Consider the following 15,861-nt stretch of genomic DNA (forward strand, 5'->3'; position numbering starts at 1 on the left):
CGCAGAGGAGGAGTGTGAGATGGCAGACCGCCAGGTTTCCTGGCCCGCGGCCGCACCACCGCCGCCGGGCTACATGCCGCCCCGTGATCTCCCCCCGCCGCCGATGTTCACCGGGCTGCCGCCCCGCCCCGTCTACCGGGAGCCGCATCCGGTCACTGCCGGGCCGGTGATCAGCGGTCTGTCGGCGACGACGGTGTGGTTCGTCCTGTTCGGCAGCCTCGGCGACGGTCTCGGGTCCTACGCGTGGTGGACCATCGGTGCCGCGCTCGCCGCCTGGGCCGTCTCGGTGGTCCTGGCGGTGCTCGGCGACCGCGGTGTGGCGGTCGGCGTGGCCGTGGCGAGCGGGTTGGCGCTGTCGATCGCGATGTTCTTCGTCACGACCCACTGGATCACCACGCTGGACTGGCCGTTGTGGTGATTTCCGCCACCCGACGTGCCCTTTCGGTAGCCCTGAGCAGTGGGTCTGCCGACATGCCCATCGACCCTTGACTAACGCCGCGCGGCTGCCGCACTCTCGGTCGCATGGCCCCCTCGCCACAACGGCTGGACCCCGATCGCAGCCGTCGCCGCCTCGAGCTGCTCGCCGCTCTGGCCCAGGCGAAATCGACACGTGAGTCGATACCGTCGTCGCGCCTGCGTGGCCTCCGGCTCCGCGAGCTGATCGCCACCCGTCGCCGCCCGGCGAACTGAGTTCGGTCCCGCCAAGGGCGTGGCGCGATGCGCCCGCCGTCCCACCAGCTACCGTCAGGCGCTGAGAGTTAACAGTCGTGTTGGGGGAAATCGTGTCGATTTTCGCTGCCGCCGTCGCCCGCAGTAAGAACGGTTGGACGGCGTCGGAGCTGGACCTTTCGGGCCTGGCCGACATCGACGAGGTGGTGGACGCGCTCCGGGATACCGAGCCGGACGCCGACCTCGCGGTGTTGTTCGTCGAGAGCGACGACGAGTACCTCGCCATCCTGCGCCTGGACGAGGGTGAGGACCTGCGGGTCTTCGGCTCGGACTCGGGCTTCGCCGAGGAGTCGCGGATCGGTTCCGTGCTGCTCGGTGAGATCGAGACGCCGGCCCTCGGGCTGGACGATCTGGCCGCGGGGGACGACGAGGAGAAGCCGGTGGATACGGACGCCGACCCGATCGGTGATGCCGAACTGCTCGGCGACCTGGGCCTCAACGCCCAGAGGCTGCTCGCCCTCTGCGGTATGGAGGGGATGCTGCCGTCCGACGTCACCGCCGAGATCTGTCAGAAGATCGGGTGCGGGGACGAGATGGAGGAGCTGCGCGAGGCGTGATACGCCGCAGGCAGCACGAGGAGTGGATGCGGCGGGCCCTGGCCGTCGCGTCCACCTCGCCCGAGGACGTCCCGGTCGGGGCGATCATCCTCGGTCCCGACGGCGCCGAACTGGCGGCCGCCGGGAACGAACGGGAACTGACCGGCGACCCGACCGGGCACGCCGAGGTGCTGGCGATCCGGCGGGCCGCCGCCCGGCTCGGGGAGTGGCGGCTGGCCGGCTGCACCCTCGTGGTGACCCTGGAGCCGTGCACCATGTGCGCCGGGGCGCTGGTCCTGGCCCGGGTCTCGACGCTGGTCTTCGGCGCCTGGGAGCCGAAGACGGGCGCCGTCGGCTCCCTCTGGGACGTGGTCCGCGACAGCCGTCTCAACCATCGCCCCGAGGTCTACGGCGGCGTCCTCGAAGCCGAGTGTGCCGACCTGATGCGCGGCTTCTTCCGCTGACCGGGCGTCAGGCGTCGGCGATCGCCGTGTTCAGGCCGATCTTCACCATGTTGCTGAAGCCCTGCTCGCGCTGCGCCGAGTCCATCGCCTCGCCGCGCTTGATGTGGTCGCTGACCGTCAGGATGGTCAGGGCCTTGGCCTTGTAACGGGCGGCGATCGTGTAGATGGCCGCGGACTCCATCTCGACCGCGAGGACGCCGTAGTCGGCGAGGCTGTCGTAGAGGTCCGGGCGGTCGGTGTAGAAGGCGTCGGCGGCCAGGATCGGGCCGACCCGGATCGGGGTGCCCAGCGCCTCGGCGGCCTCCACGGCGGTCCGCAGCAGACCGAAGTCGGCGACCGGCGCGTAGTCGACCAGACCGTCGAATCGGGTCCGGTTCATGTTGGAGTCGGTGGCCGAGCCGATCGCAGCGATCACGTCGCCCAGGTTCAGGTCCATGGCGAGGGCGCCACACGATCCGATGCGGATCACCGACTTCACGCCGTACTCGTTGATCAGCTCGTGGGTGTAGATGGACGCCGACGGCATGCCCATGCCGGAGCCCTGCACCGAGACCCGCACACCCTGCCAGGTGCCGGTGAAGCCGAGCATCCCGCGGACCTGGGTGTAGCAGACCGCGTCCTCGAGGAACGTCTCGGCGATCCACTTGGCCCGCATCGGGTCGCCGGGCAGCAGCACCCGCTCGGCGATGTCGCCCGGCTTGCCGCCGATGTGCACGCTCATCTCAATCCTCCGTATTCCGTTGCCAGAGCGTCGATCTTGCCAGGTCAGCGACGTCGCGCTGGGTTATGGGTGACCCCAAGACAGGGCGCCTGAGGCGTCCGGTAACGTACTTCCCGGTGGTGTGTCCGAGTGGCCTAAGGAGCACGCCTCGAAAGCGTGTGAGGGTTTACGCCCTCCGCGGGTTCAAATCCCGCCGCCACCGCCATGAGAGAGCCCGATCCAATGGATCGGGCTCTCTGGTTTTCTACCCCCGTGACTGTTACTGTCCGTGCCCGTCGGCCGGGTCCACCGAGTGCCGGAGCGGCGGCTCGTCCGTTCGGGTGTTCTCCATGATCAGCGCTCCGGATGTAACGGTGGTGTTTCGTCCCAGGTCACGGCCAGGAATTACACTGTGTAGTTGAATGCGGACGGCCCTAATACGTAGGGTGTTGCGCAAGTCACGCGAGCCAAATACACCGGATCAGACAATGTGGTTCCGACCGGGCGTCGAGAAACTTTCGCAGAATCGCCCTACGCAGGTCTGTCGATGTCTGTCCTAGATTTGTCATGTGAGAGTTGAGCATCACTGGTGGAATGGCGACGTCCGGCTCGCGCGCCGGGACGTCTACGTCCGCACCGACGGCGCGCTCTGGGAGGTCGAGGCTCAGATGGGCGGCCCCGAGGGCAAGTCGAAGGTGCAGCAGTGTCCCGGCAAGGCGTCAGCGATGATCCTGGCCGACGCGTGGCGTGGTCCACGCTGGCGGTGGCGCGAACTCTGAGGTCGCGCCAGGAGCCCCCCACAGGCTGCGCCGCAAATGCTTGACCTGTCTTGGCCAGCCTCGAACGGGCCGGACCCCTCGCGGGTCCGGCCCGTTCGTGTCAGCTGACACACGCGCTGTCCGATGTGCGGAGATGGTCGGGATCTAGGCTGAATATCCATCGCACGGGTAGGAAGCCGATCATCATGCATGCAACAGTCACCGACCACCGGGCCGAAGTCACGGTGCTGCACCTCGGCGGTGAGCTCGACGCCGACACCGCGGGTCAGTTGCATACCACCCTCGCCGGCCTCCTGGAGAGACCGGTCCCGCGGATCGTGGTCGATCTGACCGGCCTCAAGTTCTGCGACTCGATCGGGCTCAGCGCCTTCATCGTCAGCAAGCAGGTGATTTCGTCGCGTGGTGGGTGGCTGAGCTTCGCCGGCGCCAACCCCTTCCTGGCCCAGCTGCTGGAGACGGTCGGCCTGGGACGCTACTTCGCCATCTTCCCCGAGGTCGACGACGCGATCGCGGCCGCACGGATGTAGCGACGGGACGGCATCGTCCGTTCCTCGGGACTGATCTTTCGGCTGACCGGCGCGGATGTCATGATCGCCCGCGTGAATCGATGGCGCGGTAGCCGTACGGCCAAATTCTTGATCGCAGCCGGAATGGCGGTGGTCGTCGCCGTGCCCAGCTTCCTCCTCACCCGCGACGCCGATGCCGCGACAGCGGCGCCGGCCCGGATGCCGGTCGCCGCCGCCGACTGCACGGCGGTCGGGCTGACCGGATTCGATCAGCCCTCGGCCGGGTCCCTGGAGGAGGGCAGCTGCCGGACGTTCACCGTCGCCCGATACCAGGCCTACCTCGCCCGGGCCTCGGACGCCGACAACCGGACCCTGGCGAGCGCCGTCTACAGCAGCAGCGGCAACCTGGCCTGCGCCGTCATCTGGTGCGACCTCGGCGCCGGCACCTACCACCTGGTCGCCGACCCCGGTGAGCCCGAGACGCACACCGCGCCGTTCCGCGCGACGGTCGTCGACCTCTTCGGGACCGGCTGCGGGAGCACGGCCGCCCAGGGGTTCAGCACCCCCTACCGCGGCACCTTCGCCGGTCAGGGTCAGGTCAGCTGCCAGGCCCTGCGCGAGACGTCCGGCCGCTACCAGGCGACACTGCCGCCCACCGCTAACCAGCCGCTCGTGCAGCTCGTCCAGCCGCAGAACGCCCGCATGTGCGGCAGCACGCCCGTCACCAGCGTCTACGGCTGCGCGATCACCATCCCGCAGGAGACCCGGATGATCGTGGTCTCCGAGGACCCGCGGGACAGTGGCGAATACCAGGTCGCCCTCCAGCGGACCACCGGGCCGACCGAATGCGCCGACCTGGCCGCCGGCGTGCCCGGAGCCCCCGGCAGCGTGACCGCCGCGCTCTCCGGCACCGACTTCGTCACCTGCCTCGACCTGCCGCGGGGCGGCTCGGAAAGTCAGGAGATCCTCACCCTCGACCGGATCGAGGGCGACGGGACGGCATCCCTCTCCGTCTACGACAGTCTCGGCAACCTGGCCTGCCAGGACGCGAACGCCACCGCCTACCAGCAGATCGGCTGCCGGCTCGGCAACGACCGGCACCTGGTCGTCGTGCGGTCGGCCACCGGCTCCGGGACCTACCGCATCAGCCAGGTCACCGGCATCAGCGCGAACTGTGCCACGCCGTCCTCGGTCGCCTTCGGCGGTGCCGCGACGGCCGGCTCGGTTGGCGGCTCCGGCGACCTGCGGTGCTACCGGGTGCCGGCCAACACGTGGGTGAACCTCTCCTCGGCCGGTACCGCGCCGGCCGTCCGCTGGTTCGACAACGAGGGCGGACTGCACACCTGCTCGGCCGTCCCCTGCCTGGTGCGGTCCACCGAGGCTGTCGTGACCAGTGCACAGCCCGCCACGTACGAGGTGGACACCTGGGCGGTCGGCTTCTACTACGACGCCCCGGCCGACTGCGGGCAGATCACCGACAGCACGGCGTACGGCTTCGGGCCGCTGACCGGGACCTTCACCGCCGACGACCGTGCGCACTGCCTGTCCGTGCCGGTCGGATTCGACGACGACTTCACGGTGACCACGCAGAACGCCGTGCCCTGGGTGATCAACGCGGACGGTTCAGTCGTCGAGTGCGCCGCAGCCGGTGACAGCTGGACCTGCTCGCCCACCCCGCAGCAGGTCAACAGCCGGCGCGCGCTGTTCGCCTTCGTCGCCGAGAGCACCGGGCCGTACCGGGTCCAGGCCGACTGCGCCACGCTCCTCTGCGACGAGGTCAACTACTGGATCGCGAACAGCCCCACCACCGAGGGGCGGTACACCGTGACCACCGGCGCCACCGCGACCCTCGCCATCGCAGGCGCCGGACTGCACCAGCAGGACACCGTCTGGCTGAGCCAGGGCGGCACGAAGGTCGCCCCGATCGTGATCCGGTCCGTCAACGCGGCCCGCAACCTCTACACCGCCGACATCGACTTCACCACCGTCGCGCCCGGCGACTACGACATCGTCGGAACGTCGTACAGCGAACCGAACCGGACCTTCACCGCCGCGAATCAGATCGTCGTCCAGGCGCCGCAACTGGCCGTCACCACCAAACCGGTGATCATCGGCCAGGCCATCACCGGCAACAAACTGACGATCAACGCCGGCGTCTGGAGCCCGGCGGTGGACTGGTACGGCTACCAGTGGTTCGCCAACGGTGTGGCGATTCAGGGAGCGGTCGGTGGGTCGTACACCGTGCCCCTGTCCATGCTGGGCAAACGCCTCACCGTGACGCTGACCGGCCACCGCGCCGGCCATCGCGACAACACCGCGACATCCGCGGCCGTCACCGTCGTGCGAGGCCCGGCACCGAAGGCGACCACCCGGCCGAAGATCACCGGAACGGTGAAGGCACTGAAGACCGTCCGGGCCTCGGTCGGCGTCTGGTCACCCAAGGCAACCGCTTATCGGTACGAGTGGCGCGTCAACGGCACGCTCGTCGCCACCACGACCTCGCTGAAACTGAAGAAGGCGTGGGCCGGAAAGAAGCTGGTCCTGACCGTGATCGCCAAGCGGTCCGGCCACTACGACGGCCGTGCCACCAGCGTCACCGTGAAGATCAAGAAGTGAAAGAGGCGAGGGCCGACTCCGATCGGGAGCCGGCCCTCGCCCGCACTGTTTTCAATGCCGAGGATAGACCCACCTCACCGGCGGTCGATCGGCGGGGCACAACGAGTGAAAGCCGGACTTGCATGCCCGTTGCGGAGGCGTATCTCTGCGAACGCGGGCGAACGAGACGTTCTCCCGGAGCTTGACCTATCAGGTCGCGGACCACGTCGTCGAGCGCGAACGGTGTTTGCCGTTCATCTGTACAAGATTCTTGTCGCGAAGGCTCTGGAGTGCTCTGACGACCTGGTGATACGGGAGTCCGGTAGCTGCTTCGACGCTGGCTCTTGAGGTTTCAGCTCGGCGGACAAATTCCAGCACCGCGCGCTCGTTCGAGGTCAGGTCGGTGGGCGACGACATCGCTTTGCCCGGCGATGGTCGGTCGAAGAGGCCGGCTTCTTCAGCCTGGTTCCCGATCAGGCGGTCGACGGTCGTCCCTCGTGTACCAGACTGCTCGATCAACCTGCGGTCGACTAGGTCCCGGAGATCACGGCTTGCCGTCCGGCTGTCCCGAACACTGGTCGCCGCGCGATAGCTGCTGTTGTTGAGAGCGATGCCGTTGCGCATCATCACCAGTGCGGTCATCTGGGCTCTCGTCAGGGGATGCCTGTCGAGGGACCCGAGCCAGTTCAGAGCCTCTTCGTCCAGCAACGTGTGGTTGGGAAACTCAGCGGAGAAGGAGGCTATGTCATCGGCGAAACCAGGCGGCTCCATCCCAGCGTCAGTCAACGCCAAAAGCATTCGGGCGATGCCGGTTCCGCGGTTTTCGCAGACCATGTGACCGTCTCCGAAGGGGGTGTCCTCCAGAATCTTCAAAAGTGCCTTGTTGCGAGACGACGTGACGGTGGTGACGCCCAGGGACCGGACATCGACGGGACCGTAAAGGCCACCGGGATTTCGGATTAGGAGGCGGTCAGGGTACATCTCGACCTGGACCTGAGTGCCCCTGGCAAATTCTGAGTAATCCCGGTGGACGATCGCGTTGACCAGGGCTTCTCGGAGAACCTCTTCGGGATACTCCCATTCTTCGGTGCGGAAGATGCCAGATACGATGCTGCGTCTTCGCATGTTGCGTTTCAGAAGTCGGATGCATTCGGCGACCATGAAGGGGATGGAGCCGTCAATCGATCTGTTCTCCGTGAAGCGCTCGCCGGAGTTGCCCAGAAGCCCGGCTTCGGAGGATGGGTAGACCACGAAGGTGATGTCGAGCTGAGGCTCGAAGGTTTGTGGGTACAGACCGAAAACGAGCAAGCCCGCGAGGGTGGGAACGGCCTGATCCCCCTGCCTGGTCAGAACGTTGAGCATCGTCAGGGCACGCTCGTCGTCGACTTTGCGGAAGATGTCACTCCTGGTATCGCGGATCCGCCGGAGGAACGCGCTGACCAGTTCTGAGTCCAGATCGCCGACTTTTGCGCCCGGGACGGGCGACAGGTCGTGCTTCTGCTCGCGTCGGTTGGACAGCAGCACACCAACCTCGTAGTCGGTGAGCTTCCTGTCGCCGTCGCTTACCCGGATGCGGGACCCTGCCCATGGGCCGAGGGAGCGCTTGTGACAAGGTCGCTGATCTTTGGGCAGTTGCGGTACCTCGCAGACGACCACGATCTCGTCATCGATGGTGACGGAGTAGATCTGTGCTCGGACCGGAGGCTCCATCTCGGAGCAAATTGCGGACAACTGCGATTCCTGGGCACCGGCGTCTGCCACGCCGCTGATCCGGAAGTCGTCCTTCTCATCGATCCCCAGCAGGATGCAACCGCCGTCCGCGTTCGCGAAGGCGCTGATCGTCTCCCAGATGCTTGCAGGGAGCCCTCCGCGGGGGACCTCCGAGTGCTCATCGACCAGCCAGCTTGGCGCTGATCGCCCAGCGTTCCTGTACCACTCCTGTTGTACAGGAGTGGTACAGCGTGCTACGGAGAAGCTGAGCTCTACACGTTGGCGGGACGAGGTACGCATTCGCGGGCCAGAAACTGCGGCTGGTCGGCCGGGCCCGCATCGATGCATGTGAGGTTCGAGCCGCAGGCGAGGATCAGCTGAGGCGGCGACAGCAAGAAGGCCGGACCCAGCGGGTCCGGCCTTGTCGCGTCTGCCCTGGTGAGGGCTGGCGGAGGATACGAGATTCGAACTCGTGAGGGGTTTCCCCCAACACGCTTTCCAAGCGTGCGCCCTAGGCCACTAGGCGAATCCTCCGTGCGCCAGAATACAGACCCTTTCGGTGGGCTCGCCGCGGGGAGGGGGTCCGCACGCGGCTGGGCGCGGCCAGGTAGGCTCTCGGGTAGCCCCTCGTGCGGCGTCATCCTGTGAACCTCCCCAGGGCCGGAAGGCAGCAAGGATAAGCGGGCTCTGGCGGGTGCACGAGGGGTCCTTCAGTTTCCGGTCACTTCCGGGGCACGTCGTTTGTTCTTGTCAGACCCTCGACGGAGAATGACGCGGTCGTTCAGGAGGTGGCAGGAGTGGCACTCGCCCTCTATCGGAAGTATCGGCCGCGCACCTTCGCCGAGGTCATCGGCCAGGAGCACGTCACCGAGCCGCTGTCGCAGGCGTTGCGCAGCGGGCGTCTCAACCACGCCTATCTCTTCTCCGGCCCACGGGGCTGCGGCAAGACCTCCAGCGCCCGCATCCTGGCCCGGTCGCTCAACTGCGAGCAGGGCCCCACACCGGAGCCGTGCGGGGTGTGCGCGTCCTGCAAGTCGCTGGCCAACGACGGCGCCGGCTCGATCGACGTCATCGAGATCGACGCGGCCAGCCACGGTGGTGTCGACGACGCCCGCGAGCTCCGGGAGAAGGCGTTCTTCGCCCCCGCCAGCAGCCGCTTCAAGATCTATGTGATCGACGAGGCGCACATGGTCTCGTCGGCCGGCTTCAATGCGCTGCTCAAACTCGTCGAGGAGCCTCCGGACTATGTGAAGTTCATCTTCGCCACGACCGAGCCCGACAAGGTGCTCGGCACGATCCGGTCCCGGACCCACCACTACCCGTTCCGGCTCATCCCGCCGGCCGTGCTCCGGCCCTACCTGCAGCAGCTCACCGACGCCGAGGGCGTCGCCGTCGAGCCGTCGGTGTTCCCGCTCATCGTGCGGGCCGGCGGCGGCAGCGCCCGGGATTCGCTGTCGATCCTCGACCAGCTGATCGCCGGCTCCGGCCCCGACGGCGTCACCTACGCGCGTGCGGTCGGCCTGCTCGGCGTCACCGACGTCGCCCTGATCGACGAGATGTGCGACGCCATCGCCACCGGTGACGGCGCCGCCGCCTACGCCACCATCGACCGGGTCGCCGAGGCCGGCCACGAGCCCCGCCGTTTCGCCTCCGACCTGCTCGAGCGGTTCCGTGACCTGATCGTTCTGCAGCAGGTGCCGGACGCGGTCGCCAAGGGCCTGATCGACGGTCCCGCCGACCAGCTGGACATGATGGCCGGGCAGGCCGGGCGGCTCGGTGCCGCGACTCTGTCCCGCTGCGCGGACATCCTGCACAACGGCCTCGTCGAGATGCGCGGCACGACCGCGCCGCGCCTGCTGCTCGAGCTGGTCACGGCCCGCATGCTGCTGCCGGGTGCGGACGCTTCGGCGTCCGCCCTGCTCCAGCGGCTGGAGAGGCTGGAGCAGGGAGGGGTACGAGGCGGGCGCCCCGTCGCGGACGCCGCCGTCGAGGGGCCCCGTGCCGACAACGTCTCCGCTGATAACGGTGATGGTGGCGCCGGTGCCCCTGCTGGTGGCGGGGGCGGCAGTGCCGCTGGCGGTGTCGGCGGCGGTGCCGCTGGCGGTGTCGGCGGCGGTGCCGGCCCCGGTGGAAAGGCGGCCGCCATGGCTGCTGCCGCCGCTGCGGCGCGTAGTGCCTCCAGCCGTCCGGGCGGCGCCGCCCGCCCTGTTTCGCCGGCTGCTCCGAGCCCGACCGCTGCTCCGAGCCCGACTGCTGCTCCGAGCCCGACTGCTGCTCCGAGCCCGACTGCTGCTCCGAGCCCGACTGCTGCTTCCCCTGCTGCGGCTTCCCCAGCTGGTGCGGCCGGCCCCGTGGGGGCTCTCGCCGGGCCGGGCTCCTCGGCCACGACTTCCGCTGGTCGGGATTCGTCGGCCGTCTCCGGCGTTGTGCCTTCGCCAGTTCTTTCTGCCGGCTCGCCGTCGCCTTCTGCCGCCTCGCCGTCGTCTTCTCCCGGCTCGCCGTCGTCGGTGCCTGCCGGGCCATCCGCAGGAGGGCCGGGTTCCGCGTCCCCGGCGCGGGTTGGCGACGCGGCCGGCGAGCCCGATTGGAACCAGGTTGCCGACGGCGGCCACCCCGAGCCGGTCGACACCGGCTACTACGACGAAGAACCGCCCTGGGACGACGAACCGGTCGGCGAGGCTCCGTCCGCACCGGCCCGGCCGTCGGCGGAAAACCGTCCCGCCGCCCAAGCCGAGCCCCCACATCCCGCCATCGATGATCACCGGGACGAGCGCTCCGAGCGGGTCCGTGCCGCTTGGCACACGCTCGGCCAGCAGCAGCCCAAGGTCCGGGCCATGCAGGAGTACGGCATCGGCATCCGCGACGTCGAAGGCGACACGGTCGTGTTCGCCGCGCCGACGCAGGCGCTCGTGGACCGCTTCCTGAACTGGCGCGAGGCGATCGCCACGGAATTCCGGAAAGCCCCCGGTGGGGACTGGCGGATCCGTTGCGAGGTCGGCGAGGCCACTCCGGCCCGTGGATCATCGAGGCCCGGAGACGGTCGCGACCAGTCGGCTGGACGTCGACCCAGCGGTCCCGGACGACCGGCCGCCCAGTCGGGCGCTTCCGCCTCGGCGCCGGAACGCAACACAGGCCGTACCGAGTCACGCCCTTCCCGGCCACAGCGGGCCCCGGCGGCCGACGCCGACGAGGATTGGCCTGCGGCCGCGCGCCCTCACGCCCCTTCTTCGGACACCACCGATCTCAACCAGCCACGGCCGATGGGACCCTCGGCCGGCACACCGTCGTCCGATCGGCACGGCGATGCCGGTCGGCCCGCGCCGATGCGCTCGGCCGAACCAGAGACAGCGGCTGGCAGCGGTCGGTCTGGACCGATCCGCTCGGCCGAACCGGAAACAGCGGCTGGCAGCGGTCGGTCTGGACCGATCCGCTCGGCCGAACCGGAAACAGCGGCTGGCAGCGGTCGGTCTGGACCGATCCGCTCGGCCGAACCGGGAACAGCCGCCGACGGCGGTTGGCCCGAGCCGGCACGGCCTGGTGGGGCGGGAGTGTCGTCCAGCGGCGCTGATGGTGGTTGGCCCGAGCCGGTGAAGCCTGGCGGTGCGGGAGCAGCGATCGGCGGCACCGATAACGGCTGGCCCGAACCGGCGCGGCCTGGCGGTGCAGGTATGACGGCTGCCGGTGCCGACGCCGGCTGGCCTGAGGCCGCACAGCCTGGCGATGCGGGTCCGGCAACCGGCGGTGCTGAGGGCGGGTGGCCTGCGGCTGCACAGCCTGGTGCGGCCGGTGGTGCTGAGGGCGGGTGGCCTGAGCCTGCGCGGCCTGGTGCGGCGGCCACGAGTGGCGCGACGAGTGGAGACGCTTCTGGCGGTGCGTCGGCGTCCGGGTGGCCGGAGCCGGCTCGGCCCGGTGCCGGGGCGGTGGGCGCGGGTGGCAGCGAGGTAGGGGCCTCCGGGGCCGGTTCGCTGGCGTCTGTTCCAGGGGCGGCGGGTTCCGGTTCGGTGCCTGGGGCGTCTGCTCCCGGGTCCGTGGCGGGTGGCCCCGGATCGCCGGTGCCGGGTTCCGGTGGGGTCGGTGGCGGATCGGCGTTCGGTGGGGCGGCGGTTTCGGCTGCTCCCCGGGGTGCGGCCGCGCCGGCGGCGCCGCCACGGAACACGGCTCCCGCGGCTCCGGCCCGATCGGCGGCCATGGAGGCTGCCCGGGCGGCCGCGCGTACCGGAGTCGAGGGCGCCGGTGGCGCGGCGGCGGCGCGGGCCGCGGTGGCCAACGCCCGCAGCGGTGCCGCCGCTGCTCCGGCGGGTCGTGCGGCGCCGGGCCGTCCGGCTGCCGCGGCCGGGGGTGGTGGCTCGCGGAACTGGTCCGACGCCCCGACGGCTGAGGAAGCGCCATTCGACCCGGAATATGACGGTCCTGCGACCGCCTATGAGGGTTTCGACCCGGGAGACGAACCACTCGACGAGGTGATCGACGAGAAGACCGCGCGCCAGAGCAGCGAGGAGCAGGCCATCCAGCTGCTCCGGGAGGCGTTCGGCGCCGAGAAGATCGCCGAACTCTGAGCCGCCCGCACCCCCGCTTCCAGCGTGGTGTGGGCGGTCCGAACCGAGCCGTGAGTGGCCACGTGGGTGGGTGCTGCGGTGGTGAGTGCGCTCTGCGGTGAGCCGTGAGTGGCCACGTCGGTGGGTGCTGCGGTGGTGAGTGCGCTCTGCGGTGAGCCGTGAGTGGCCACGTCGGTGGGTGCTGCGGTGGTGAGTGCGGTCGGCAGTGAGCCGTCAGGGGCCACGTCGGTGGTGGGTGGGTGCTGTGTGGTGAGTTGCGGTCCGATTCGCACCACGGGTCACCACCTGGTGGTGGGCCGGCCCGCGGTGGCTGTGCGGGGCCGGGTGTCACGGTGGAGGTCCGCGCGACGGGCGTGCGGTTGTTGTGGCGTCTCCGTGGGCATGGTGGGGGCGGCGGCTACGCTGGCGGCGGTAACTTCGACCGCCGCCCCGTATCGACGGTGGACAGCGAACCGATTAGATGAGGAGCGGTGCCATGCGGCCCGGTGCACAGCCGAACATGCAGCAGCTCATGAAGCAGGCGCAGAAGATGCAGGCGCAGGTCGCCCAGGCGCAGGCCGAGCTGGCCGAGGCCGAGTTGACCGCGAGTGCCGGCAACGGGCTGGTGACCGTGGTGATCACCGGTCTGGGTGAGTTCAAGTCGGTGAAGATCGACCCGAAGGTGGTCGATTCCGACGACGTGGAGACGCTGGAGGATCTGGTTCTCGCCGCGATCCACAGTGCGGCCGAGGCGCAGCGTGAGCTGGCCGAGACGAAGATGGGTCCGGCGACCGGCGGCTTCTCCCTGCCGGGGTTCTGATCCCGTGTATGAAGGTGCCATCCAGGACCTGATCGATGAGCTGGGCCGGCTGCCGGGCGTGGGCCCGAAGTCGGCGCAGCGCATCGCTTTTCATGTCCTCTCCGCGGATCCGGCCGACGTCAACCGGCTGGCCACCGCGTTGCGCAAGGTCAAGGACCTGGTGCGTTTCTGTACGACCTGCTTCAACGTGGCCGAGTCGGAGCAGTGCCGCGTCTGCCGGGATCCGCGCCGCAGCAACGAGGTGTTGTGTGTGGTGGAGGAGCCGAAGGATGTCGTGGCGATCGAGCGCACCGGTGAGTTCCGGGGGCGATATCACGTGCTCGGCGGGGCGATCAACCCGCTGGAGGGCATCGGGCCGGACAATCTGAAGATCCGTGAGCTGCTGTTCCGGGTGGGGACGGGCGAGGTCAAGGAGCTGATCCTGGCCACCGACCCGAATACGGAGGGTGAGGCCACGGCGACCTATCTGGCGTTGCTCATCAAGCCGATGGGCCTCGCGGTGACACGTCTGGCGAGTGGCCTGCCGGTCGGCGGTGACTTGGAGTATGCGGACGAGATCACGCTGGGTCGCGCATTCGAGGGGCGGCGCGCCGTCTGAGCGCTCTGTGTTGGGGTGGTTGCGTTACGAAGCAGCCTTGTAACAACACGATTGGATACCAACGGGTCCCCGGAAACTTACCGGGCCGTTAATGTCCGTCGCATCGGTGGCACACTCCACCGCGTTGACCACCCCCACAAGGCAGAGGTGAAGCACGATGCGTCCATCGAGGCGGAGGGCCGCGATCGCGGTTGCCGCAGTCGCCGTTCTGGCAGCTTCCGGCTGCGCCGAGAGTGAGCGTGACGAGGGTGGCAACGCCGCCGTCAAGGACTCGCTGGTCTTCGGTGTTGCCGGCGACCCGAAGGTTCTCGACCCGAGCTTCGCCAGCGACGGTGAGTCGCTGCGTGTCGCCCGGCAGATCTTCGAGACCCTGGTGCGCCCGGAGGAGGGCGGCACCAAGCCGTCGCCCGGTCTGGCCGAGAGCTGGACTCCGGATGCGGCCGGCACGACCTGGACGTTCAAGCTCCGGTCCGGCGTGAAGTTCCACGACGGCACCGACTTCAACGCCGAGGCCGTCTGTGTCAACTTCGACCGCTGGTACAACTCGGCCGGTCTGATGCAGAGCCCCGACGTCACGCCGTACTGGCAGGACGTCATGGGCGGCTTCGCGAAGAACGAGAGCGCGGAGCTCCCGCCGAGCCTGTTCAAGTCCTGTGCGGCGAAGGACGCGACGACGGTCGACCTGACCTTCACCCGCGTCTCCAGCAAGATCCCGTCGGCGCTGATGCTGCCGTCGTTCTCGATCCACAGCCCGGCCGCCCTCAAGCAGTACGAGGCGTCGACCGTGGCCGGCACCGCCGACGACATCAAGTACCCGTCGTACGCGCTGGAGCACCCGACCGGCACGGGCCCGTTCAAGTTCAAGACCTGGGACCTGCCGAACAAGTCGCTGACGATCGAGCGCAACGACGCCTACTGGGGCGACAAGGCGAAGCTGAAGACGGTCATCTTCAAGACCATCTCGGACGAGAATGCCCGTAAGCAGGCGCTGCGTTCCGGTGACATCCAGGGCTACGACCTGGTGGGCCCGGCGGACGTCGAGCCGCTGAAGACGGAGGGCTTCAACGTCCTGACCCGTCCGGCGTTCAACATCCTCTACCTGGCGATCAACCAGAAGGGCAACCCGGCGCTGGCCAAGCCCGAGGTGCGCCAGGCGATCTCCTACGCGATCAACCGGCAGGCCCTGGTCGACTCGAAGCTGCCCCCGGGCGCCAAGGTCGCCAGCCAGTTCCTTCCGGACACGGTCGAGGGCTGGAACGCCGACGTCAAGAAGTACGACTACAACGTCGAGGAAGCCAAGAAGCTGCTGGCCGCGGCCGGCGCGAGCAACCTGAAGCTGAAGTTCCACTACCCGACCGAGGTCACCCGGCCGTACATGCCGAACCCGAAGGACCTGTTCGAGCTGGTCTCGGCGGACCTGAAGGCGGTCGGCATCGAGGTCGAGGCGATTCCGCTGAAGTGGAGCCCCGACTACCTCAACGCCGTCACCTCGGGCAGCGCGCACGACCTGCACTTCCTCGGCTGGACCGGTGACTACGGCGACGCGTACAACTTCATCGGCACCATGTTCGACCGGCAGAAGGACGAGTGGGGCTTCAACAACCCGGCTCTCTTCGCCCAGTTCAAGGACGCCGACACCACGGCCGACCAGGCCGCCCGGGTGGAGAAGTACAAGGCGCTGAACGCCGCGATCGCGGAGTTCGCTCCGGGTGTGCCGATCTCGCACTCGCCGCCGGCCATCGTCTTCGGCAAGGGCCTCACCGGCATCACGCCGAGCCCGCTGACCGACGAGCGGTTCGTCGGGGCCACCTTCTCGTAAGTAAGTAGCCGTTACCCGGCATCTCCTATTGCTCTACCGGCGGGCGGGCGTCATACCCTGACGCTCGCCC

Annotated in this window: 12 protein-coding genes, 2 tRNA genes, 1 other RNA gene and 1 pseudogene; 13 read left to right on the top strand and 3 right to left on the bottom strand. The window is 68.8% G+C overall.

Features of this window, described 5'->3' with window-relative positions; genetic code table 11:
- Positions 1-19 precede the first annotated feature (19 nt).
- The 4 genes from ACFO0C_RS19075 (at position 20) to ACFO0C_RS19090 (ending at position 1,729) form a co-directional block, all read left to right on the top strand.
- Entirely contained in the window at positions 20-418 is a 399-nt protein-coding gene (locus ACFO0C_RS19075; protein WP_378068005.1) for a hypothetical protein, read from the top strand.
- Between the two features lie 104 nt (positions 419-522).
- Positions 523-690, top strand: coding sequence for a hypothetical protein (locus tag ACFO0C_RS19080; RefSeq protein WP_378068006.1), 168 nt, complete (start codon positions 523-525; stop codon positions 688-690).
- 92 nt (positions 691-782) lie between these two features.
- A complete protein-coding gene (locus ACFO0C_RS19085; RefSeq protein ID WP_378068007.1) occupies positions 783-1,286 on the top strand; it encodes a tRNA adenosine deaminase-associated protein in 504 nt (167 codons plus the stop codon).
- Between the two features lie 26 nt (positions 1,287-1,312).
- Entirely contained in the window at positions 1,313-1,729 is a 417-nt protein-coding gene (locus tag ACFO0C_RS19090) for a nucleoside deaminase (RefSeq protein WP_378068506.1), read from the top strand.
- Positions 1,730-1,736: 7 nt separating this feature from the next.
- On the opposite strand, the gene deoD is transcribed toward ACFO0C_RS19090, so the two are convergent.
- Positions 1,737-2,450, bottom strand: coding sequence for a purine-nucleoside phosphorylase (deoD, locus tag ACFO0C_RS19095; RefSeq protein WP_360323075.1), 714 nt, complete (start codon positions 2,448-2,450; stop codon positions 1,737-1,739).
- A 115-nt stretch (positions 2,451-2,565) separates the two neighbouring features.
- Between deoD and ACFO0C_RS19100 the strand changes: the two genes are divergently transcribed.
- The 4 genes from ACFO0C_RS19100 (at position 2,566) to ACFO0C_RS19115 (ending at position 6,330) form a co-directional block, all read left to right on the top strand.
- Positions 2,566-2,655 (top strand) — tRNA-Ser (locus ACFO0C_RS19100).
- 343 nt (positions 2,656-2,998) lie between these two features.
- Positions 2,999-3,208 (top strand): hypothetical protein, encoded by a 210-nt coding sequence (locus ACFO0C_RS19105; RefSeq protein WP_183224254.1) that lies wholly within the window; start codon positions 2,999-3,001, stop codon positions 3,206-3,208.
- 185 nt (positions 3,209-3,393) lie between these two features.
- On the top strand, positions 3,394-3,735 hold the full coding sequence (locus ACFO0C_RS19110; RefSeq protein ID WP_378068008.1) for an STAS domain-containing protein: 342 nt from the start codon (positions 3,394-3,396) through the stop codon (positions 3,733-3,735).
- 108 nt (positions 3,736-3,843) lie between these two features.
- Positions 3,844-6,330, top strand: coding sequence for a hypothetical protein (locus ACFO0C_RS19115; RefSeq protein WP_378068009.1), 2,487 nt, complete (start codon positions 3,844-3,846; stop codon positions 6,328-6,330).
- A gap of 189 nt (positions 6,331-6,519) precedes the next feature.
- Here the strand turns inward: ACFO0C_RS19115 and ACFO0C_RS19120 are convergent, their stop codons facing one another.
- On the bottom strand, positions 6,520-8,367 hold the full coding sequence (locus tag ACFO0C_RS19120) for an ATP-binding protein (RefSeq protein WP_378068010.1): 1,848 nt from the start codon (positions 8,365-8,367) through the stop codon (positions 6,520-6,522).
- 98 nt (positions 8,368-8,465) lie between these two features.
- Positions 8,466-8,553: transfer RNA gene (locus tag ACFO0C_RS19125), tRNA-Ser, on the bottom strand.
- Positions 8,554-8,637: 84 nt separating this feature from the next.
- On the opposite strand from ACFO0C_RS19125, the gene ffs reads away from it, so the two are divergent.
- From ffs to ACFO0C_RS19150, 5 genes and pseudogenes are all read left to right on the top strand, one after another.
- Positions 8,638-8,733: signal recognition particle sRNA small type (ffs, locus tag ACFO0C_RS19130), an RNA gene on the top strand.
- Between the two features lie 83 nt (positions 8,734-8,816).
- Positions 8,817-10,385 (top strand): annotated as a pseudogene (locus ACFO0C_RS19135) (DNA polymerase III subunit gamma and tau); the annotation flags it as partial.
- Between the two features lie 2,689 nt (positions 10,386-13,074).
- A complete protein-coding gene (locus ACFO0C_RS19140) occupies positions 13,075-13,374 on the top strand; it encodes a YbaB/EbfC family nucleoid-associated protein (protein WP_378068507.1) in 300 nt (99 codons plus the stop codon).
- A 4-nt stretch (positions 13,375-13,378) separates the two neighbouring features.
- Positions 13,379-13,972 (top strand): recombination mediator RecR, encoded by a 594-nt coding sequence (gene recR / locus ACFO0C_RS19145; RefSeq protein WP_378068011.1) that lies wholly within the window; start codon positions 13,379-13,381, stop codon positions 13,970-13,972.
- Positions 13,973-14,129: 157 nt separating this feature from the next.
- The gene (locus ACFO0C_RS19150; RefSeq protein WP_378068012.1) at positions 14,130-15,791 is read left to right on the top strand and encodes an ABC transporter substrate-binding protein; all 1,662 of its coding nucleotides are present in this window, start codon (positions 14,130-14,132) and stop codon (positions 15,789-15,791) included.
- Positions 15,792-15,861 lie beyond the last annotated feature (70 nt).

It is taken from the genome of Actinoplanes subglobosus (genome assembly GCF_042650585.1).
Taxonomy (GTDB): Bacteria; Actinomycetota; Actinomycetes; order Mycobacteriales; family Micromonosporaceae; genus Actinoplanes; species Actinoplanes subglobosus.

Bases quoted from the DNA above. Each gene is read 5' to 3' on its own strand.
- ACFO0C_RS19075 (WP_378068005.1), top strand. From the start codon at position 20: ATGGCAGACCGCCAGGTTTCCTGGCCCGCGGCCGCACCACCGCCGCCG.
- ACFO0C_RS19080 (WP_378068006.1), top strand. From the start codon at position 523: ATGGCCCCCTCGCCACAACGGCTGGACCCCGATCGCAGCCGTCGCCGC.
- ACFO0C_RS19090 (WP_378068506.1), top strand. From the start codon at position 1,313: ATGCGGCGGGCCCTGGCCGTCGCGTCCACCTCGCCCGAGGACGTCCCG.
- deoD (WP_360323075.1), bottom strand. From the start codon at position 2,450: ATGAGCGTGCACATCGGCGGCAAGCCGGGCGACATCGCCGAGCGGGTG.
- ACFO0C_RS19110 (WP_378068008.1), top strand. From the start codon at position 3,394: ATGCATGCAACAGTCACCGACCACCGGGCCGAAGTCACGGTGCTGCAC.
- ACFO0C_RS19120 (WP_378068010.1), bottom strand. From the start codon at position 8,367: ATGCATCGATGCGGGCCCGGCCGACCAGCCGCAGTTTCTGGCCCGCGA.
- ACFO0C_RS19140 (WP_378068507.1), top strand. From the start codon at position 13,075: ATGCAGCAGCTCATGAAGCAGGCGCAGAAGATGCAGGCGCAGGTCGCC.
- ACFO0C_RS19150 (WP_378068012.1), top strand. From the start codon at position 14,130: ATGCGTCCATCGAGGCGGAGGGCCGCGATCGCGGTTGCCGCAGTCGCC.